This window comes from Jejuibacter sp. L23 (assembly GCF_050815825.1).
In the GTDB taxonomy this organism is placed as follows: Bacteria; Pseudomonadota; Gammaproteobacteria; order Enterobacterales; family Enterobacteriaceae; genus Jejubacter; species Jejubacter calystegiae.
Genome location: NZ_CP138199.1, coordinates 2,819,847 through 2,839,735, shown reverse-complemented (window position 1 = coordinate 2,839,735; position 19,889 = coordinate 2,819,847). Strand labels below are relative to the sequence as shown.

At 56.6% G+C, this 19,889-nt stretch carries 20 protein-coding genes; 8 read left to right on the top strand and 12 right to left on the bottom strand.

From position 1 onward, the window contains the following. Positions 1-225: 225 nt before the first annotated feature. The gene (locus tag SCU88_RS13125; protein WP_138097679.1) at positions 226-492 is read left to right on the top strand and encodes a putative hemolysin; all 267 of its coding nucleotides are present in this window, start codon (positions 226-228) and stop codon (positions 490-492) included. A 2-nt stretch (positions 493-494) separates the two neighbouring features. Here SCU88_RS13125 and hslJ read toward each other — a convergent pair whose 3' ends face one another. After that, positions 495-932 (bottom strand): heat shock protein HslJ, encoded by a 438-nt coding sequence (hslJ, locus tag SCU88_RS13120; RefSeq protein ID WP_175340576.1) that lies wholly within the window; start codon positions 930-932, stop codon positions 495-497. Between the two features lie 115 nt (positions 933-1,047). After that, positions 1,048-2,034 carry a 2-hydroxyacid dehydrogenase gene (locus SCU88_RS13115; protein WP_175340575.1) on the bottom strand — a complete coding sequence of 329 codons (987 nt, stop codon included), beginning with the start codon at positions 2,032-2,034 and terminating at the stop codon, positions 1,048-1,050. Between the two features lie 210 nt (positions 2,035-2,244). Between SCU88_RS13115 and SCU88_RS13110 the strand changes: the two genes are divergently transcribed. From SCU88_RS13110 to SCU88_RS13100, 3 genes are read left to right on the top strand one after another with little or no spacing between them, the layout of a single operon-like run. Beyond that, on the top strand, positions 2,245-4,881 hold the full coding sequence (locus tag SCU88_RS13110) for a YdbH family protein (RefSeq protein WP_175340574.1): 2,637 nt from the start codon (positions 2,245-2,247) through the stop codon (positions 4,879-4,881). Next, entirely contained in the window at positions 4,878-5,069 is a 192-nt protein-coding gene (locus SCU88_RS13105) for a YnbE family lipoprotein (RefSeq protein WP_138097675.1), read from the top strand. Before SCU88_RS13110 ends, SCU88_RS13105 begins: the two co-directional genes overlap by 4 nt. A 14-nt stretch (positions 5,070-5,083) precedes the next feature. After that, a complete protein-coding gene (locus SCU88_RS13100; protein WP_138097674.1) occupies positions 5,084-5,401 on the top strand; it encodes a YdbL family protein in 318 nt (105 codons plus the stop codon). Here SCU88_RS13100 and feaR read toward each other — a convergent pair whose 3' ends face one another. Beyond that, the gene (gene feaR / locus SCU88_RS13095; protein WP_175340573.1) at positions 5,402-6,334 is read right to left on the bottom strand and encodes a transcriptional regulator FeaR; all 933 of its coding nucleotides are present in this window, start codon (positions 6,332-6,334) and stop codon (positions 5,402-5,404) included. 204 nt (positions 6,335-6,538) lie between these two features. Here feaR and SCU88_RS13090 point away from each other — a divergent pair, with 204 nt between their 5' ends. After that, positions 6,539-8,038 carry an aldehyde dehydrogenase family protein gene (locus SCU88_RS13090; protein WP_175340572.1) on the top strand — a complete coding sequence of 500 codons (1,500 nt, stop codon included), beginning with the start codon at positions 6,539-6,541 and terminating at the stop codon, positions 8,036-8,038. Between the two features lie 26 nt (positions 8,039-8,064). Here SCU88_RS13090 and SCU88_RS13085 read toward each other — a convergent pair whose 3' ends face one another. From SCU88_RS13085 to SCU88_RS13050, 8 genes are read right to left on the bottom strand one after another with little or no spacing between them, the layout of a single operon-like run. Continuing rightward, complete coding sequence (locus SCU88_RS13085) at positions 8,065-9,255, bottom strand: nucleotide disphospho-sugar-binding domain-containing protein (protein WP_175340571.1); 1,191 nt, start codon at positions 9,253-9,255, stop codon at positions 8,065-8,067. Next, positions 9,256-9,747, bottom strand: a complete 492-nt coding sequence (locus tag SCU88_RS13080; RefSeq protein ID WP_431810008.1) for a hypothetical protein — start codon at positions 9,745-9,747, stop codon at positions 9,256-9,258. Positions 9,748-9,806: 59 nt separating this feature from the next. Beyond that, positions 9,807-10,937, bottom strand: a complete 1,131-nt coding sequence (locus tag SCU88_RS13075) for a glycosyltransferase (RefSeq protein WP_175340569.1) — start codon at positions 10,935-10,937, stop codon at positions 9,807-9,809. Next, the gene (locus SCU88_RS13070) at positions 10,934-11,908 is read right to left on the bottom strand and encodes an NAD-dependent epimerase/dehydratase family protein (protein ID WP_175340568.1); all 975 of its coding nucleotides are present in this window, start codon (positions 11,906-11,908) and stop codon (positions 10,934-10,936) included. Before SCU88_RS13070 ends, SCU88_RS13075 begins: the two co-directional genes overlap by 4 nt. Then, positions 11,905-13,191, bottom strand: coding sequence for a F390 synthetase-related protein (locus SCU88_RS13065; protein WP_175340567.1), 1,287 nt, complete (start codon positions 13,189-13,191; stop codon positions 11,905-11,907). The genes SCU88_RS13070 and SCU88_RS13065 overlap by 4 nt, the downstream gene beginning before the upstream one ends. Beyond that, on the bottom strand, positions 13,188-13,994 hold the full coding sequence (locus SCU88_RS13060) for an MBL fold metallo-hydrolase (protein ID WP_175340566.1): 807 nt from the start codon (positions 13,992-13,994) through the stop codon (positions 13,188-13,190). The genes SCU88_RS13065 and SCU88_RS13060 overlap by 4 nt, the downstream gene beginning before the upstream one ends. Then, positions 13,978-14,988 (bottom strand): SDR family NAD(P)-dependent oxidoreductase, encoded by a 1,011-nt coding sequence (locus SCU88_RS13055; RefSeq protein WP_175340565.1) that lies wholly within the window; start codon positions 14,986-14,988, stop codon positions 13,978-13,980. The genes SCU88_RS13060 and SCU88_RS13055 overlap by 17 nt, the downstream gene beginning before the upstream one ends. Further along, the gene (locus tag SCU88_RS13050) at positions 14,985-15,977 is read right to left on the bottom strand and encodes a 3-oxoacyl-[acyl-carrier-protein] synthase III C-terminal domain-containing protein (protein ID WP_175340564.1); all 993 of its coding nucleotides are present in this window, start codon (positions 15,975-15,977) and stop codon (positions 14,985-14,987) included. The genes SCU88_RS13055 and SCU88_RS13050 overlap by 4 nt, the downstream gene beginning before the upstream one ends. 267 nt (positions 15,978-16,244) lie before the next feature. On the opposite strand from SCU88_RS13050, the gene SCU88_RS13045 reads away from it, so the two are divergent. Genes SCU88_RS13045 through SCU88_RS13035 form a run of 3 tightly spaced genes read left to right on the top strand, consistent with a single transcriptional unit; the run spans position 16,245 to position 17,520 of the window. Further along, the gene (locus SCU88_RS13045) at positions 16,245-16,736 is read left to right on the top strand and encodes a type VI secretion system tube protein TssD (RefSeq protein WP_175340563.1); all 492 of its coding nucleotides are present in this window, start codon (positions 16,245-16,247) and stop codon (positions 16,734-16,736) included. Then, positions 16,733-17,095: a tlde1 domain-containing protein gene (locus SCU88_RS13040; RefSeq protein ID WP_175340562.1), complete on the top strand. Its 363-nt coding sequence runs from the start codon at positions 16,733-16,735 to the stop codon at positions 17,093-17,095. Before SCU88_RS13045 ends, SCU88_RS13040 begins: the two co-directional genes overlap by 4 nt. Further along, on the top strand, positions 17,092-17,520 hold the full coding sequence (locus tag SCU88_RS13035) for a Shiga toxin A subunit (protein ID WP_175340561.1): 429 nt from the start codon (positions 17,092-17,094) through the stop codon (positions 17,518-17,520). The genes SCU88_RS13040 and SCU88_RS13035 overlap by 4 nt, the downstream gene beginning before the upstream one ends. A 52-nt stretch (positions 17,521-17,572) precedes the next feature. Here SCU88_RS13035 and tynA read toward each other — a convergent pair whose 3' ends face one another. Then, positions 17,573-19,834, bottom strand: a complete 2,262-nt coding sequence (gene tynA, locus SCU88_RS13030) for a primary-amine oxidase (protein ID WP_175340560.1) — start codon at positions 19,832-19,834, stop codon at positions 17,573-17,575. Positions 19,835-19,889: the final 55 nt, after the last annotated feature.

Here is a 19,889-nt window from a genome sequence, read left to right as displayed (position 1 = left end):
AGAAACGACCATTTTCATTTTTGTGTCCCCGGGTCCCGCCTGTACTGCGGGCTGGCCATATTGTGACAATGTCACGTGATAAAAAATGAACGGGATCATAAAAACAGTCAAAAATCTGTTTCAGAACGTGAAATATCAGGGGTTGCCGCTCGACGGCTGCCGCCTGGCTGGCCTATGATTTAACGGTTTTTGTGTCGAAAATTCTTAATTCAGGGGAGATCGCAGATGCGCGCAGGATTTTGGTTGGCAGCCAGCGTTTTATTTTTGACCGCATGCAGTAGCGAGCCGCAGCAGCAGGGGACTGCCGCACACGTTACGCCAGGCATGAAAGCGGCGATGTCCGCGCAGGGTGAAGCGCATTGCGCCATGATTGGCGGTTCGCTTTCCGTCGCACGCCAGCTTGATGGCTCTGCGAAGGGAATGTGTGCGTTGCCGAACGGTAAGCGCTGCAGTGAAGGGGCGTTGGCGTCCGGCAACTGCGGAAGTTACTAAGTTCAGTTAACCCACTCGGCGCGTTTATAGACCAGAGTATGCTGTGGGTTCTTCAGCGTCAGCTTGTCGTTCGCCACGCTGACGTGAGCGCCTGCGGCCAGCATCTGGCCGAACAGATTATCGAGCGCGTTAAGCTGCGGATCGGCGCACATCATCCGGGTTGACGCCAGTTGGGCGGTCAGCACGCCGTTGTTCAGTTCGCCCTGACCGGTGAAGCGGTTGCACATGGCGCCGGAAATATGCATTTTCTCGCCGAAGTCGATCTCCGGCTGGCGTCCGCTTTTGTCTGATAGCGTCAGCGGTTTCCCGTCTACGCTTTCCAGCACGAAACGGTGGTGCTGAAGCTGTTCTGCGCTGGCACCCGCCGAGTTGTTATCGCCCTGTGCGCATCCAACCAGCGCGCTACATGCCACCAGAAGCGTGGCTAATGACTTCTTCATCTCTTCTCCCTGATTGTCGTTAACGCTGCCGGAAGTGTGGCAGCGAGGTATGGCGCCGTCTTTGCGGCATAGTCTGAAAAGCGCGCGACCGTGACCGCGCACGGAACATTAGCCATTACAGCTCGTTGGCGCAGGCTTCCCCTTTGGTTAGCTGATCCAGGTTTTTCAGGGTGGTCTCTGAAATACCGATCAGCGCTTCCGCGGTCAGGAAAGCCTGATGACCGGTGAACAGCACGTTATGGCAGGCGGAAAGGCGACGAAACACATCATCCTGGATAACGTCGTTGGACTTATCCTCAAAGAACAAATCGCGTTCGTTTTCATAGACGTCCATCCCCAGCGAGCCGATTTTCTGGGTTTTCAGCGCTTCGATGGCCGCCTGGGAATCGATGAGTCCGCCGCGGCTGGTATTGATAATCATCACACCGTCTTTCATCTGTGCGAAGGCGTCGGCATTCAGCAGATGGTAGTTTTCCGGGGTCATGGGACAATGCAGGCTGATAACGTCGGACTGGGCCAGCAGGGTGGGCAGATCCACATACTCGGCTCCCAGATCCAGCGCATCCGGATTCGGGTAAGGATCGAACGCCAGCAGGCGCATGCCAAAACCTTTCAGAATACGCAGGGTAGCGGTGCCTATCTTACCGGTGCCGATAATGCCCGCAGTTTTGCCGTGCATGGTAAAACCGGTGAGCCCTTCCAGCGAGAAGTTGGCGTCGCGGGTACGCAGCCAGGCGCGGTGGATGCGGCGGTTCAGGCACATCATCATCCCCACGGCGTGTTCCGCGACCGCTTCCGGCGAGTAAGCGGGAACCCGTACCACCCGTAGCCCCAGCGCTTTGGCGGCGTCGAGATCGACGTTATTGAACCCGGCGCAGCGCAGGGCAATATATTTCACTCCCTGACTTTTTAACTCTTCCAGCACCGGGCGGCTACCGTCATCGTTAACAAACAGACAGACGGCTTCACAGCCGTGGGCCGTTTTGGCCGTTTTCTCAGTCAGGAGAAAGTCAAAAAATTCGAGATCAAAACCATATTCCTGGTTAACATGCTGCAAATATTTTTTGTCATACTGTTTTGTACTGTATACCGCCAGTTTCATAATACTTTCTCCATCAGGTATGGTGCCAGATTATCACCGTTAATATTGTCTGACAATTTTAAAAGAATGCACTACATATCCTGTACATACTCATTAGTTTAGGTCATTGACGCCCCCGGAAGGTACCCAACTTCACCTGGTCGGCTAAACGTGTCAGAATAACGTACTGTTTCGGCCTGAAATCTTGCTTAATCAGGACATTAACGGCCCATGAAGGGTAAATACAAAGCACTCATCGCGCTACTGTTGTTATTGATTTTGCTGCCGCTGACGCTGATGTTAACGGTGGCGCACTGGTTGCCGACTCTGGCGGGCATCTGGCTGCCGCAGGGTACGCGCATTGCCATGACTTCGGGGCCACGCATTAAGCAGGGGGCGCTGATCCTGCCGGATTTGCGCTATCTGGCTGGCGAATGTGAACTGGCGAATCTTAAGTCGGCGGCGCTGCGTCACCCCGGTCGCTGGAGCCTGAAGATTGGCGAGCTGACGCTGAATCCAGACTGTTTTAGCAAAATCCCCACTGACGATACGCCCTCTGAGACGACGCGTACCCTGGCCGAGTGGCAGCAGATGTTGCCCAACTCCAGCGTGGAGATCGCGCGCCTGACGTTGACCTCCGTACCGCAGTATAGCGGTGAGCTAAAGCTGGTGATGACGCCCCGCAGCCAGCAGGTCAGCTTCAGTGGCGATCTGCTTACCCTGAAAGCCGTGCTTAATGGTCGCGACCTTACCGTTAAGCAGTTTGAAGTGCGACCTTTTTCCGGCATGGAGCCCGCCAGGCTGGTGGGCGAGGTGAAACTGGCCCTGATGCCGGACGGCCTGCCGACTCATGGCCACGTGAAGGCGAGCATGACGCTGCCGCAGGAACCGCGCCATGCCACCGCCGAACTGAACTGGGAAAGCAACCGAGGTCAGTTGCTTATCGGCAGCGAAGCGCTGGCGGAACCGCTATTGGATCTACCGTGGGAACTGAGCCGCGAACGCCTGAAAATCAGCGACGGACGCTGGCTCTGGCCCTGGGCCGGTTTTCCGCTCAGCGGCCGCCTGGCGTTACAGGTGGACGACTGGCGGAAGGGACTGGAACAGGCGCAAATCACCGCCCGGGTTAGCGTGCTGACCGAAGGGGATGCCGGTAAGGGCAATGCGGTACTGATCCTGGGGCCGGGGCGGTTAAGCATGACCGAAAGCGATATGCCGCTGCGCCTGACCGGCGAAGCCAAACAGGATCAAATGATCTTCTACGCTATGCTGCCCGGCAAACTGAGCGGCCCGCTGTTAGATCCCGCCCTCCATTTTCAGCCCGGCGCGCTGCTGCGCTCGCGAGGCCGGATAATCGATTCGCTGAATATTGATGAAGTGCGCTGGCCGCTGGCCGGTGTACGGCTGACCCGCAACGGCGTGGATGGGCGGCTCCAGGCCATTCTGCGCGCTCACGAAAATGAAATGGGCAACTTCACCCTACACCTGGACGGCCAGGCCAGCGATTTTCTGCCGGACAAAGGGCTGTGGGTGTGGCGCTACTGGGGCGACGGCCAGTTCACCCCGATGAACGCCCGCTGGGACGTGAAAGGGGAAGGCCAGTGGCGCGACAGTGAGATTCGCCTGGCGGCGTTGTCTACCGGATTCGACCAGTTGCAGTACGGCAGTATGACGGTGCATCAGCCGCGCATGACTCTGGTGAAGCCGGTGGTCTGGCAGCGCAATCCGCAGCATCCTGATTTCAGCGGCGCGCTGGCCCTGCATGCGGGTAGCACGCAGTTCAGCAGCGGCAGCGTGCTGCCGCCGGCGGTACTCAACTTTGAAGTCAAAGGCAAAGAGCCCACCACGTTCCTGTATCGCGGCGATTTAACGGCGGAAGACATTGGTCCGGTTCGGGTGCACGGCCGCTGGGACGGCGAGCGCCTGCGCGGCGAAGCCTGGTGGCCGCGTCAGCCGCTGTCGGTCTTTCAGCCGCTGCTTCCTCCGGACTGGAAACTGGCCCTTAAGTCCGGTGAACTATACGCCCAGGTGGCTTTTTCTGCCGCGGCGGGACAGGGTTTTGAAGCGGGCGGTCACGGCGTGCTGAAGGGCGGTAGCGCCTGGCTGCCGGACAGCAAAATTAACGGCGTCGATTTTGTGCTGCCATTCCGCTACAGCGACGCCACCTGGCATCTGGGTACCCGCGGTCCGGTGCGGCTGCGCATTGAAGAGATAGAAAGCCAGGCGGTGGCCCGCAAGCTGAGCGCCGATCTCCAGGGCTGGTATCCCTGGAGCGAAACCCATCCTTTGTTGCTGAGCGACGTCAGCGTGGAGCTGCTGGGCGGTAGTCTGTTGATGAAACAGCTACGCATGCCGCAGCGCGACCCGGCACTGCTGCGGCTGCACAATATCTCTTCCAGCGAACTGGTCAGCGCCGTGAATCCCAAGCAGTTCGCGCTTTCCGGCCGAATTGAAGGGGCGCTGCCCATCTGGTTTAACCATCCGCAATGGATTGTGAAAGACGGCTGGGTAACGGCCAGCGGTCCGCTGACGCTGCGGCTTGATAAAGATATGGCCGATGCCCTTGCGAACGATAACGTGACGGCGGGCTCAGCCATTAACTGGCTGCGCTATATGGAAATTTCCCGCTCCTGGACCAAAATCAATCTCGATAATCTTGGCGTGCTGACCATGGCTTCGGAGCTGGAGGGCACTGGCCGGGTAAACGGCAAAAGCGGCACTGTGAAGCTGAACTATACCCATCAGGAAAACCTTTTTACGCTGTGGCGCAGCCTGCGCTTTGGCGACAACCTGCAATCCTGGCTGGAGCAGAATATGTCCCTGCCTGATGCGCGCTGCGCCGGGCAAAACTGTAAGGAGCAACAATGAACACATGGGGAGTCGCCCTGCTGGCGCTGACGGTCGTCGGGCTCAGCGGCTGCACGCCGCGTATTGAGGTGGCGGCGCCATCTGAGCCCATCACCATCAATATGAACGTGAAGATCGAACATGAAATTCACGTTAAGGTGGATAAAGACGTGGAAACGCTGCTGAAGAGCCGCAGCGATCTCTTTTAACGGAGCCGACGAAGATGAAACGACTTATCAGCGGACTGGTTCTGTTGTTGGCGAGTGTGAGCGTCAGCGCCCTGACGCTGGATGAAGCGCGCAGCCAGGGGCGAGTGGGCGAAACCCTGGGGGGCTATCTGGCGACCATCAGTGCGGATCCGGAAAGCCAGGTCCTGGTGGACCGTATCAATAAAGAGCGCCAGCAGAGCTACCGCGCGCTGGCAAAAAGCCATAACGTCCCGATTGAAGAAGTGGCGCGGCTGGCCGGGCAGAAGCTGGTCACTCGCGCAGCAGTCGGTGAGTACGTGCGCGGCATTAACGGGCGCTGGATGAAGAAGTAGTCAGCGATGGCGGCGCCGGTATTCGCCGGGGGTTACGCCAAAGCGCTGACGAAATGCCGTGGAAAAGTGGCTGTGATCGGTAAAACCCCAGCGCCAGGCCAGGCTTGCCAGCTTCTCTTCGGCATCTGCATCGCGCAGGGCCTGGGCGCATTTATCCAGGCGCTGGTTGCGGATATAGCGCGATACCACCATTCCCCGCCCGGCAAATAGCCGGTAAAGGCTGCGCACCGACATTCCCGCTTCAGCGGCCAGCCATTCGGGAGAGAGTTCCCCCGAAGCCAGATGCTCCTCAATCAGTCCGGTTACCTGCTGAAAGCGCTGTTCGTGACGCGACGGCAGCGCCTGGTTTTTTCCGAGAACCGGGCGCAGCAGACAGGCCAGCGCACCGAGGGCGGCCTGACTTTCAACGGGCGTCAGGGCGCTATTGCGCAGACTCTCCTGCAACAACTGGTGACCAAGTTTCACTACCGGCAGGTTGTGCGCCAGGCGTCGGGCACAGCACTCCGGCGCCAGCGGCCCGGAAAGCTCCATCATCTGGTGCGGCAGGAGTAATGAGATCTGACGCGAATGGTTGCGCCAGCGGATCAGGCTGGGGCGGGCGGCGTCAATCAGGGTGATATCCCCGGGTCGCAGCAGTGCCCGGCCGTCCGCCTGTTCCATTTCGGCTTCGCCCTCTAACTGAAACACCGCATAAAAGCAGTCATCGCGACTACGGGCCAGTTCCTGGCGACGGCGGCCAATGGCGGCACCGCTGGCGCTGACGGTGCTCAGTTTCATTGTTCCAGGACTGAATTCTTCCAGAGTGCCGTGAAAGGCTTCATTCAGCAATTGTCCGTAAAACGCGCCGCAGGCGCTGTTGATATGCGCCAGCCAGCCTTCGAATCCGTCGTGGTTTTCCACCCGTTGTCTCCCGTTATCTGTGCTGTGGTTCATAGTGCAAGAGCGTCGGCTGTCGCGACAGCCCGGGGTTTCTACTATAGGGAAAAAGTATGGCGTGATGTCCGCTCCGGCGCAGACGGGAAGGCGTAAATGCGTGCTTTGTCACATCCACCAAAGTGATTGTCACGGGCGCACAACCCGGTTTTCGTCGCTGTATGTAGACTGAACAGATCCGACATCTTCTGATAAGGAGAAACTATGTCTGCAACACAGGTTGAGATTCTGGAAAGCGTAAGCCGCTTTCTGCAACGTAGCCACGGTCTCTATATTGACGGCCGCTGGCAGGAATCAACGGCAGCGGGGCGAATGGCGGTATGGAATCCCGCCGACGGCAGGCAGATCGCAAGCGTCGCCGACGCCAGCGCCGACGATGTGAACAGGGCCGTAAACTCTGCCCGTCACGCCTTTGAAAGCCGGATATGGGCCGATATGCTGCCCGCTATACGTGAGCGGGTGTTGTTACGCTTTGCCGACCTGGTGGAACAGCACGCCGAAGAACTGGCCCAACTGGAAACCCTGGAACAGGGCAAATCCATCGCTATTTCCCGGGCCTTTGAACTGGGCTGCACTCTGAACTGGATGCGCTATACCGCCGGTCTGACCACCAAAATCAGCGGTCGTACTCTGGAACTTTCTATTCCGATGCCTGAAGGGGCGCGTTATCAGGCCTGGACCCGCAAAGAGCCGACAGGCGTGGTGGCGGGCATCGTCCCCTGGAATTTCCCGCTGATGATCGGGATGTGGAAGGTGATGCCGGCGCTGGCGGCGGGCTGCGTGATTGTCATTAAGCCTTCGGAAACCACGCCGCTGACCCTGCTGCGGGTGGCGGAGCTGGCGAGCGAGGCCGGAGTGCCGGACGGTGTGTTCAATGTGGTGACCGGCCAGGGAAGCACCTGCGGCGCGGCGCTGGTTAATCATCCAGCCGTGGCGAAGGTGAGCTTTACCGGCTCCACGCAAACCGGTAAGCAGATTGCGCGTAGCGCCGCCGATCGCCTGACCCGCGTGACCCTGGAACTGGGGGGCAAAAATCCGGCGCTGGTGCTGAAAGATGCCGATCCGGTTCTGGTCGTGGAAGGGCTGATGACCGGCAGCTTTCTGAATCAGGGGCAGGTGTGTGCCGCCAGTTCGCGTATCTACATTGAAGCTCCGCTGTTCGATCGCCTGACGGCCGATTTTGAGCAGGCGGTAAAGTCCCTGAAGGTGGGGCCAGGGCTTGATGCCAGTGCGCATATCAACCCGGTGGTGTCGCTGGCGCATCAGCACAAGATAGGTGCTTTTATCGACGAAGCGCGAGCCAGCGGTGCCACGCTATTAAGTGGTGATGCGGGGCCGGGGAATGGCGGTTTCTATGTTGCGCCCACGCTGGTGGTTAATCCCGATGCCGGGCTGCGGCTGGTGCGGGAAGAGGTGTTTGGCCCGGTGATCAACCTGGTTCGGGTGGCGGATGCCGCCGAAGGGCTAAGGCTCGCTAATGACACCGAATATGGGTTGACCGCCAGCGTCTGGACCCAAAACCTGGGGCAGGCGCTGGACTACAGCGCCCGGTTACAGGCCGGTACGGTATGGATCAACAGCCACACCCTGATTGACGCCAATCTGCCGTTTGGCGGTATGAAACAGTCCGGCACCGGTCGCGACTTTGGCCCCGACTGGCTGGATGGCTACTGCGAAGAGAAATCAGTCTGCGTGCGTTATTGAGCGTGACGACGGGCGCATTGCGCCCGCTATTGCTTATTCATCAGGCATTGCAGTTGTGGCCCGGCATTCTCAAGGGCCTTCAGTCCACCTTTGAGCCATATTCCCTTGCCGCTATATTTCAGCCTTGCCGCATGGTCGAACTGATCGTAGTCCACCGGGTAGACCAGTGCGGGAATATTCAGGGTCAGGCAATGCCACATAATACCTGCGCCGCCGTGGTGAATGACCGCGTCGTAGCGCGCCAGCCAGCGGTCATAATCAACCCAGGCCACCCGGTACATATTGCTCTGCCGCTGGTCTGTCGTACCCTGTGGATTGCCATCGGTAAAGTGAAATACCCAGTCTGGTTGCGAATGCGCAAGGCGGGAAACGGCGCGTGCTACGGCCTCTTTATGCCAGTCCAGATGCGTTCCTAAGGTAATGAGTATGTGCCGTTTCCCCTCTTCAAAAGGGGGAGCGTTCTCTTTGACTGGCGGAGTATACAGGGCGGGACCAATGAATGAGACGGCGGCGGGCCAGGTTCGGGGAAATTCGAACGTTTGTTCACTCAGTGCCAGAATCCGGGTGGCGGAGTAGGCGGTTTCACTCCCGTCCTGACGATAAAGACGCTCGATGCCGGTCTGGCGAATGGTGCCGCGGAACAACCAGAACAACGCGTGTTTGAACCAGCGAACTTTTTTGCGATGAATAAGATGCCAGAGTCGCTGCCCCGGGTGACGGGCGGGCGTCAGGCCGCCGCAATAGGCGGGGGCGCCATCGGGGGTTTCCAGTACGCAGGGCGAAGGCAGACTGCTCCACCAGATAACATCAAGCCTCTGGCAGGGGACGCTCACAACAGGCAGGGTGAAGTCGGCGATAGCCAGTTCGGGTTTGCCATGATGTAACCAGAGCTGCTCCAGTTGGTCGGCAAACTGCTTCAGCAGTCCGACAACGTGACGAAACTGTCGGTACAGGCGTACCGGGTGGGATTTCACCGCATATTTCGGATTCGCCACCGCGAGAAGTGGCTCGTCATAGTCTCCGGGAAGCGCTACCCCGGTTAATCCGGCCGCTTCAATGCGTTCGAGTGCGCCCCGGGTGCTGATGATGCGAACCTGATAACGCGAAGCCAGCGCTCTGCCCATCGCCAGAACAGGATGCAGATGACCGGAAAACGGCGGCGCCAGTAAATCAATGCGCGTAATGTTTGGGGGGATAAGAGAGAATAAGCGCTGCACTCAGACCGTCCGGATAAAATTCTGACAGATTTCAGGTAATTCAGGGTGTTCCAGGTAGTTCATGTGACCGCTAGAGATCTGAATATCCGGATCGCGGAACCAGTAGCGGGAAATCAGATCCTGGCGCCCCTGAACCAGTAGATGTCGGCAATTGGGGCGCTTTCGGGCAACGGGTCCGTAGGCCAGAAGCGATACCCGGGACAGAACCGCAGCAGGGAGCTGAAGATTATTAAATAACTCCAGCCCGCAGCTACCGGCAAGGAACAGCGTATGATCCGCCGCTTCCACGATTTTCATGGCTGACTCCTGATAGCGATGGGTGAATTGCGCGCGGCGCGAGCAGAGATAGTCCCAGGAATTATTCAGACTGGCCCACAGTATCCCCGTTGCGGCAAAAGGGGTGACCTCTGCGGCCCAGGGGAAGTTTACCGTTAGCAAACGGCGATCCGGTGCCGTCAGTCGCTCCAGGAAAATGCGCTGGTCGGGGCTCAATGCACAATGACCAGGACGACTTCTTCCGGTGATGAAGGCTATCTGTAAACAGGTTCGGTTCATATTGAGGTAAAGCGATCGTTGCTATGAATGCGATAGCGGCGTGAACGCCAGTAAATAGTCCGATTCACCAGAGCATGCGCCAGGTGTAGTGGCTGTAGCAACGCTGAAATCAGGGAAAGCAGCGGGCGCCCGGGAATGTGTGGTGATATGGCATGCTGAACCCGCCGCAAAGCCAGATAGTGGATGAGTAATACCGCAATCAGCATGGTGAGCTGAGCAGTGCCACCACTGATACCCAGCCACAATATGGCCCACAGCAGCAGCGTCGGCACGCCCTGTAGCAGAGTGATTGCAGCGTTGATAGCGGGTGTTTTTTCACGCATCAGCAGGGTGGCGAACAGAAACCAGCGGTGCATCTGGCGCAGATAACGTTGGCTATCAGGGATACTGGTCTGAACGCAAACCGGGGCTGTGGATTGTTTGAGTCTGGCACCCTGACGGGTTAGCAGAGTCGCCAGTGCGAGATCGTCCGTCAGATAGCGCAGAATAGGGGTAAAGCCCCCCACGCGTTCCAGCAGTGCGGCGTCCAGCAGGTAGCACATTCCATTTATCGACAGCGGTTGAGCAAAGGGCAGCAGCGGCAAATAGGTTAATGCGGCATTGTCGTTGACGAACTGTGCCAGCAGGCGCGAAGGAAAATTCAACTGCGGTTGATACCACGGCAGGGCGGTGACCAGAGTATTTTCACGCAGCGCGCCTGTCATTGTTCTGAGTGAAGCGGCGGGCAGGATAGCATCATCATCCAGTACCAGAAACGTGGCTTTATCGGTCAGTTTTCGGCCCTGTTCCAGTTTAAACAGTTTCGGATTGACCCCTTCGGGCGGCTGGGGAAAGCGATGAATAGCGATATCCATATGCGGGTAGCGCTGTTTCAGATGCCCGGTGACAGACTGCGCCTGCTCATCGTTTTCATCAATCAACCAGAGAAAACTTGCCCCTTCCAGGCCGTAAAGATTCGCCTCCAGAACCGATTCAAGGGCAGGATCGCCGCTCAGTATCGGTTGAAGCACGGCCACCTGCCGGAAATCGCCACCTTCCAGAGAGGGGGGATTGGTGCGCAGGACATACAGCGCCATAACGACTTTAAATATCAGAATAGTCAGCCAGATAAGAACGATCGGCATCATAAATTATTTACCCGATAGTATTGTATAAAGCGCGCCAGCAGGGGATGAAAACCGACCGCCGGAGGGCCAAAATCATTGAGCATATGGCTTACGTCCAGGGTTGCACTGTAGCCGAAGACGGCAACGCCAAAACGGGTGATTGGGGGCTCGCCTTTAAGCGGCAGCCAGCGCCAGAGTAGCTCCATCAGGCTGGCGGCTCTCAGGGCGAGATTAAGTCGCACTTTTTTTTCTGGCTGAGGAAGACCGAGCTGATGCAGCAGGTCGCACAGGAACTTTTGGGTTTCCACCGGGCAATTTGCTGAAATGTTATAGCAGGGCCGGAGCCGGGGATGAGTTGCCGCGCTCAGCAAATAGTCACACAGCGTATCCACATGCATAAGATCGGCCCGGGAGGCCACCGCGCCAGAATCCAGACCTGGCAGCTTCCTGAGTCGGGCTGCTTTGACCAGTGGCGGCAGTAACAGACGATCGCCAGGGCCAAATACTGCGCAGGGGCGAAAAATGGTTTTTTCCCCCGGATAGTCTGCCACCTGTTGCTCTGCCTGGTATTTACTGCGCCCGTATTCACTGGTAAACGCCGGACCGATGGGGGCGTTTTCCGATATATCCTGCTGGTGGGCAAAGCGGTAATAGACTGCGGCGGTAGAGAGAAAGATCAGTCTGGGAAACCCACGGCGGTGACAAAAGTCGATGACCTGGCGCGTGGTGGCGACGTTATCCTGCTGATACTCTTGCGGCGATCCCCAGGGAGAACATCTGCCCGCCGCATGAATCACCACATCTGGTTGAAAATCGAGACTGTCAAGCTGGTCTAAGGTCACTGGGACGTAACGAACGGAGGGCGGAAAGTCGTGGACTGGGCGTCTGCCTGCGCCACACAGCAACAGATTTTCGCGCCCGGCAAAGCGTTTCAGGAAAGTCGCGCCGATAAAGCCTGAAGCGCCGGTCACCAGTATCTTCGTCTGTTTCATTCCGCGCCCCACTGACGAATAATGCGTCGCCGTTTGGCGTCAAAACGGCTTTCGGGCGCTTGCGATTTCAGGGTCCAGTTCAGGCACTGACTATCAATCCCCTGGCGGGTGAACAGAGCGTTTAGCGCGCTGCGGCAGTTTTCGAGGATGTGATACTCACAGTCTGCCATCAGATGAAGATGGCTAACCCCGGTTTGTACCAGACGATAATCTGCGGTTAACGGGAGCGTCATGGCCAGGGTACGGCTGCAGGCGTCGGCGAAGATCTCCCGGGGTTGTTTTTCGAAGCCGGGTAACAGCAGCCTGTCGTCCTGGCGTCCTTCGATACGTTCAATGGCACGAGCCGCGCTGCCGCACGGGCAGGGAGTTTTCTGCGCCACCAGAATGTCATCCAGGCGATAGCGCACAATGGGTTGGGTACTGCGAGTGAAGTCGGTAATCACCGGAATAAAGCGCTGTGTATCCAGCCACTGTGGTTCAACGTGGATAAACTCTTCGTTCAGATGCAGGGTGCCGTGGTGACAGGTTGCCGCCAGAAATCCTTCCGTGGCCTGATAAATTTCGGCCACGTTACCAAAAACCTGATTCAGCAGAACGCTGTCCTGGGGCTCCAGCACCTCAGCTACCGAGATGACCTGCTTCACGTTAAGGCGTAGCTCTCCCGCCAGTACCGATAGCGCCAGTGCCCGTAACACCTGGGCCGGGGCCACAATCAGGGTTGGGGCGTGCTGTTCCAGTCGCTGTATTTGTTGGGCAAAAGGGGCGAGCAGATCGTAAAAGTCCAGACTCAGCCAGCGGTTGTTAACGCTGTGATAGAGATTATTATCAGCCCGCAGGAAAAGGGCGACGCGCTCTCCGGCCAGCAGACCATCTGGCAGGGCTTTGGCAAGAATTCCGCCCGCCCAGATTTGTTGCTCCTGAGGGCTGACCACAAACAGCCCGCGGTGCCCTGAGGTTCCGGACGAAAGTCCCACGCTGAACTTACCGACTTTGGGGTTAAAGTCCCGGCTCTGTTCACTTTTCAGCGCGCAGGCGAGCAATGTATCGCGACACAATCCGGCGGTGTTCATTTCGTCGAAGTGTTGCATCATCAGCGCTTTGTTCATCAACGGCCACTGTTCGAATGGCAGTGAGAGATAGCGGCGAAACCAGGGACTTTGGCTCAACACCCGCTGGCGGAAGCGCCGCAACTTTCGGGCCTGCCAGGCTTCCAGATCTTCACGGCGTGAGAAATGCAACCTGCGGGTGCGGGCGTAGTGCCAGAGCGTCATGAGGGGGATCACAAATCCCCCTCATGGCACAGGCGAATCGTCACCTGGCCCTTTTGCCATAGCTGGTGTAGCTGTTCAAGCGTACGGTAATAGAGCACCGGATCCGCCATCACCAGATTCGCCAGGCGTGACGGGCCTCTTAGCTCACGGTAACTGACAGGGGACCAGGCCGCATCGGATGCCAGCAGGATCCAGCCATCGTCTGTGAGCACAAATGCGCCAATATGCCCGGCGGCATGACCGGGGAGCGGAACCAGAATAATCTCCCCATTGCTTTCTGGCAGAGCATAACCCTGGTGAAAGGGGGCAAGCGCCTCCGGCAGCGCCACGGTTTCGAACCCTTCAATAAAACGCAGTGAGGATTCAAAATCTGCGGGGATCAGATCCGGGATAAACGCCTGGCGCAGGGCGGCAAACCCGCGCAGGGTCCGGGTCTGCTGCCAGCCTTCTCCGGAACAGATACAGGGGACGCCGGGAAAATCGCGCAAACCGGCAATATGATCGGCGTGAAAATGCGACAAAATAATGGCGCTAATATCGGTATCGGCCAGTCCCTGAGCATAGAGCTGTTGCGCCAGCGCTTCTTTGGGATCGAACCAGACTGGCGTGAACTTTCGATAGAGCTGAAAAAGGCCGGATTGGGTGTAGCGCTCAAACCAGGAAGCGTAACCGGTATCCCACAGCCATTTGCGCTCTCCTGCTTCCAGCAGCCAGACGCGGGAGGGAAATTTGCAGACCCTGAATCCGGCTCCTTTAAGAGCCATACAGCCAATATGGGTGCAGTAACCCACGGTAAATTCATGAATCTTTGCCATGGGCTCTTAACCACTCTCCGGTCAGTAAAATGCCTTCTTCCATTGATATCCGGGGCCGATACCCCAGCTCGTTAATGGCCTTTTCCGGGCATAAAGTCATATCAAAGCAGACGGTTCCCGCGCTGTAACGGGTAAACGGCGGCTCACTGTGAGTATATTTTCCTGCCAGCTCCATCCCTCTGGCCGCCAGAGACAGAAGCCCCCAGGGTATGTTTTTGATTCGATAGTTCAGGTTGAGCTGTTGACCCAGTAGCCCCTCCAGCATATCGGCCAGCCGCATCGGTTGATGGTTGGTAATATTATAGAGACTGCCGGAAGGTAGCGTTGGGTGACGGGTGGCCAGCATCATGGCATGGACCACATTTTGTACGTAGGTCAGATCCAGCAATGCTGCGCCACCGCGAGGCAGATGCAGCGCGCCGCCGTCTCTGCGTAACTGGCGCAATAATCGGGGGACGATGGTGTTGTCATGGGGGCCGAACAATCCCCGGGGACGCAGCATGACAAAGGTGGTGCGGGTAAAACGCCGGGCAGCGGTGCTAATAACCTGTTCGGCCTGATGCTTGGTGCTGGCATAGTGACTGGAAAACCGACGGGCAAGGTAGCTTTCCTTAAGGTGATAGTGGTGCTGAAAGTCAAAGTAGACGGCCGGGGTGGAGATATGAATAAAACGCGCAATCCCGGCATTTCCTGCCGCCTCTGCCAGGGTATGGGTGGCTGTGACATTGGCCTGATAAAACGAGGCCTTATCTCCCCAGGGGGATGACTTTGCCGCGCAGTGCCAGACTGCATCGCAGTCGCTCATTATACTGGCGCACGTCTGCACGCTGGCCTGAGTCAGATCCAGGGGAATAAAACGGGCTCCTGCTTTTGCCAGCCGCTGGCCTTCGTTCGTATTACGCCCTGTTGCGATGACCTGAACGCCTGTTTCCAGCAGATGCTGAACGGCATTGCGCCCCAGTCCGCTGGTGGCGCCGGTGACCAGAATCTTCATGGTATTAGCACCATCCCTGCCAGCGTCAGGCCCGCAGCCGTGCCGATAAGCATGGCGGGTTTTCCGGGAGTCAGACGATTGCCGGTTATCGCTTCATGAAGTGCGGTAGGAATGGAAGCCGCGACCTGATTACCGTAGTAGCGATAGATATCGATCAAGACCGATTCCGGTACTTGTAGCCGCTTGCGCATATGTTTCAGGGAGAGATGGCTGGCCTGATGAGGAATAACCGTACCGATATCCGCAAGCGTAACACCGCTTTTGTATAGCAGACGGGCGAAATAGTCTTCTATCAGCGATGACGCATAGCGAAACAGGGGTTTGGCCTGCATATGGAATAAAAAGTCGCTATCGCACATTCCCGAACGGGGGTTGCAGCGTGTGCCTCCGGCTCTGATTTCACAGAGTTCGCTGCCCTCGGGCCAGGTTTCAATCAGGCTTGCCAGAATTCTGCTTTGGCCGTCGCCGCGTTCAACAATGGCGCAGGCTGCGCCATCGCCAAAAATCAGTGAAGACTCTTCATGATTCCAGTCGATACCCCGTGAGGCGAGATCGGCAGAAACAATGGCGATACGGCGATAGGCCCGGCTGTTTAATAATCCGGCGGCCACTTCCATTGCTGAAATAAAGCTGACGCAGCTACTGTTAATATCAAAACCGGCCACGCCTGGAGGCATGGCTGCTGCCCTGAGGATATGCACCGCACTACAGGGCAGAGCCTGTATCGCAACGGCGCAAGCGCAAATCACAAGATCGATAGAATAGGGGGATAAGTCAGCCGCTGTCAGTGCGTTGTGTAACGCGCTGGCTGCCAGTTCGGCCTGACTTGCCTGGGGCGTGGCATGATATCGCCATGTGATTCCCGAGCGTTTTTCCACATATCCTTTAGGTTTTCCCAACTGAATATCCAGTTGGTCAGACGTTACGCGAGTTTCAGGTAAGGCAATACCGGTAGCAATAATCTTAATTGCAACACTGTGTTGTTCCATTAGCTAACAAGGTCCCTGAATGGCTTTTGGGCTACTTTACCTGCCCGCCCCCGATTTCGCTATTGTAGCGTGAGAAGGAACGGAGCAGTAGACCGCATGTCGGTCAGGCGATGGGTATCGAGAGAGCGGTTAGCAGGCGCTATTCACCTGGGGTGGTTTGAATAAAGAGTTTGAATCAGGTCACTGCTTATTTGGTAGTGTCTTTTGTTTTTATTTATCTTGTGATTACTTGAAAGGTGGGGTTAAAGATCACATGGAGAGTTGAATATGGCGATACCCATTTATTTATGGCTGTACGATAGTTCGGGGCATATGATTAAAGGTTCTGTGGATGTCTTCGGACGGGAAGGTAGTATTGAGGTCCAGGAATTTATGAGTGGCGTAGAGATACCCTGTGATGGGTTATCGGGTCAGGTAACAGGAACGCGTATTCATACGGGCATTGCTTTTGAAAAAGAGACCGATGCTGCCAGCACCTGGCTGTACCGGGCATTAACGATGGGGGAAATCATTCCCCGGGCGGTATTTTTATTTTTTCACATTAATGACTCAGGACAGGAGGAAGAATATTTTAGAGTCAGCCTGGAAAACGTCAGGATTGATGAGATCGACGCCTTTTTTACCGGGCCAGGCAGCACACCACGTATTAAACGCAACCACCAGGAGTACATTGGCCTGGTTTATGAGAAGATCACATGGCACTACCTGGACGGTAACCTGATGCATAGCGACTCATGGAACAAGAGGGAAACGGCATGACATGGACCTATAAAGTCACGGAAGCAGAATTCCACCATAATGGCTCCTTCCAGTTTAAGGCGAGGTATGCAGGGGCAAGAGGGTACTACAACGACTCAGCAAAGGAGTGTGTGAAAAACAAGGGGCCGCTACCGCGTGGTAAATACCGGATTGAAGCGCCACGCCAGTCCAGGGCAGGAAACTATGCATTGCCTTTGACGCCTGACTCATCGAATAATATGTGTGGCCGTAACGCCTTTATGATTCACGGTGATAAAAATAGCGATTTGGGCGGGGCTTCCGAAGGATGTATCATTTTGGATCTCTTGTATCGCAAAAAAATCTGGGAAAGCAAAGACAGGGAGTTAATCGTGGAATGAAAAAACGACTTATAGTCTGTTTGCTGTGTACGGCATGTCCGGTGATGGCCGCAGCTGCTTCACATCCCTGCCTGAACATAGGTCGCTCACCAGATATTGCCATCCGCCAGGTGATGAAAGATCAATTAAAAATTGATGTGGGTAGAATAGTTGAAGATAAAACAAAAATGGAACTGCTGGCGGCAAAACCGGTAACGCGGCTGCTTGCAGAAGAGATTTATCAAAGGGAAACCGGTCTTCATTCCGGTGATAAAGATGAAACAATTGGGCTTCTTATGGGCGAGGATGCAAAAAACTTAATTATAAAGTACACCTACAAAAACAAAGATGGCAGGGAGAATATTTTTATTGGCTCTTATATTGTGAATGATGATGAATGCTCGGTGCTATTTAATGGTTATATCACCGTTTCCCGCGAATTCTGACCACCTACAAACAGGTAGAGCGCCCCCAGGCGCTCTACCTCCTACCTCCCACTTACTTCTTCACCTTTCCCAGCGATGGCGTCTCATCAAAATAATTCCACGGCTTAAGCAGGGCGTGAACCCACTCGGTGGGCATCATCGGCCACTCCTCTGCCCGGGCCACGTGGGTGGTCCCGGTAGTGAGCCAGACCACCAGATCCTGATTATCGATGGACTGATTATCGGCGCTGTACTGCCCCAGACCGGTGTCGTGGGTCGAACGGTTAGGGTATTTCCCCTCCGGCCAGCGTTCATCGGGGTTGTAGCGCGTCACCCAGATCTGCTTATCCATAAAGTTCAGCCGGTGGTAGATCCACTCGTCGGGTGCGAAGTTAGCACCGCTGGCGACCGGGTGGGTTCCCCCTGCGTAGGGGATAATCTGGTAAGAAACCGGGTTACCCATGCGATTCTCTTTTTGCGCATTGCTCAGCAGACGAATGGTGGCCGGATCGAACTTCTGAATGGCCTGCTGCTCGGTGGTGTAGCGATGGTGGTCAAGCTGCATGGTGCTGGTACGCGGGCCGCCCGCCTGGTTGGGCTTCACGACCGGGTCCATACCCGTTAGCACGTTGTTCTCGCCATCCACATCCAGGTCCAGGCGGAAATTATAGATATGCTGGTGGGTGGTACCGACGATATTGTGGTCGATCAGGGTGCCGTAGCGGGTATCCTGTTCGGCACTGGGATCGTGCATGGTGCGGCTCTTCACGCCTTTAACCGCCTCGATGCCGGTCGCGCCAACATCAATGCCGATGGTGCCGTTCTGGTGGAAGATCCAGTCAAAGATATAATCATAATTGCCGACGGTGCTTATCCAGCGCACCACCAGTTCGCGGCGTTCGCTACTGACGTTAGGCTTGCCCAGTTCCTGATGCTTATACTCCGGCCCGGCATAGCGTTCAAAGATGGCAATGGCGCGCGGCACTTCGGTGGGTTTGCCGGTGTAGTCGGCCAGGGTTTCATTAAGCAGTACGGCATTGCCAGGAGCATCCTTTCCGCGCTCGATGGGCGAGGTCAGGGTGCCCATACCGTAATCTCCGGAATCCAGATAGGCTTTAAAATACCAGCCGACGTCCGGATCGCCATAGGGGACGATCATGCCGCCCAGCGATCCCTCGTACATCACTTTGCGCGGCTCGCCGTTATCGTTCCAGGTCACCGTCGAGAATACCGGGCCGACCCGGGAATCCAGCCGCAGATGGAAGCGCCAGTTCAGCCAGGAGACGGTTTCACCGGTGATGGTGTAGTTTTTGCCTTCCGGCTCTGTGATATTGAGCGGCTTCAGGGGGGATACTTCACGATCGCGTCCATCATAGGGGCGCGGTACGGTGGGGATCGGAACTGCCGGACCCTGTTCTACTTTCAGCACCTTTTTCTGCTGTAGATCCACCACCGCCACCAGATTTTCGATGGGATGGGCCCAGTAGTTACCGTCGCCCACATCCAGATAGCTCACCACCTTCAGCAGGCGCTTATCACGGGTCAGACCATCTTTGCCGTCGAAGTATCCGACGGTGAGCGGGGTGGTGACCACTTTGCTGACATCATCGACGCCGTGCTTTTTCAGGGCGGCAGCATATTCCGGGCTGCTTTCAACCACCTTCTGAACGGTGGCGAAGTCATCTAACAGCACCATACCATGGGCATCTTTGACCGGCCGCCAGCGGGTAACGCTGCCGTCAGCCAGGTTCACTTCGCTCTCAATAACCTGCGCGCCATCCAGCAGAGTGACGCTGGCCTGACGCGGTGCGCTAACCGGTTTGCCGTTAAGAGCGAAATCCCAGACCTGGGCTTTGGGTGGTTCACTCAGGGTGACCGCGCTAAAGCGCATTCCCGGCTGGTACGCTTTCCACCCTTTGATGGCCGCCACCGCCTGGGTAATTTCTTTATCATTCAGGCCGTTGAGCGGGTGCGGCTGTTTTTCTACCTGAAAAGTCTGGTCCAGGCCGGACTGAAACACCTCGTTGATAAAACCGTCCGCCATATAGGCGGTATCGCCTTTAAAGGTCACCGGTATCTGCAATTTAAGCGGCTTACCGTTGACCATGGCGCTGTCGGCGTTGGGTTTGACCCGCACCACGGCGCCGTCTTTACTCAGGGTGAATACCCGGGCGTAGTCATCCCACTGCACGTCGGCGCCAAAGTCGTGCAGCGTTTTTTCAAGCGGAACCATATGTGCCGCGCCGCCGTGAGCCTGAACGCCGTTGTGCCAGGCGCAAACCAGGGCGATAACGCTGGCAAGCGCTGTGCGATGAAAAGCTCTCTTCCTTCCCATGTAAACCTCTGCTTATTGTTGTGTGGTTGTGAAGTCAAAGCGGGGATGGATCCAC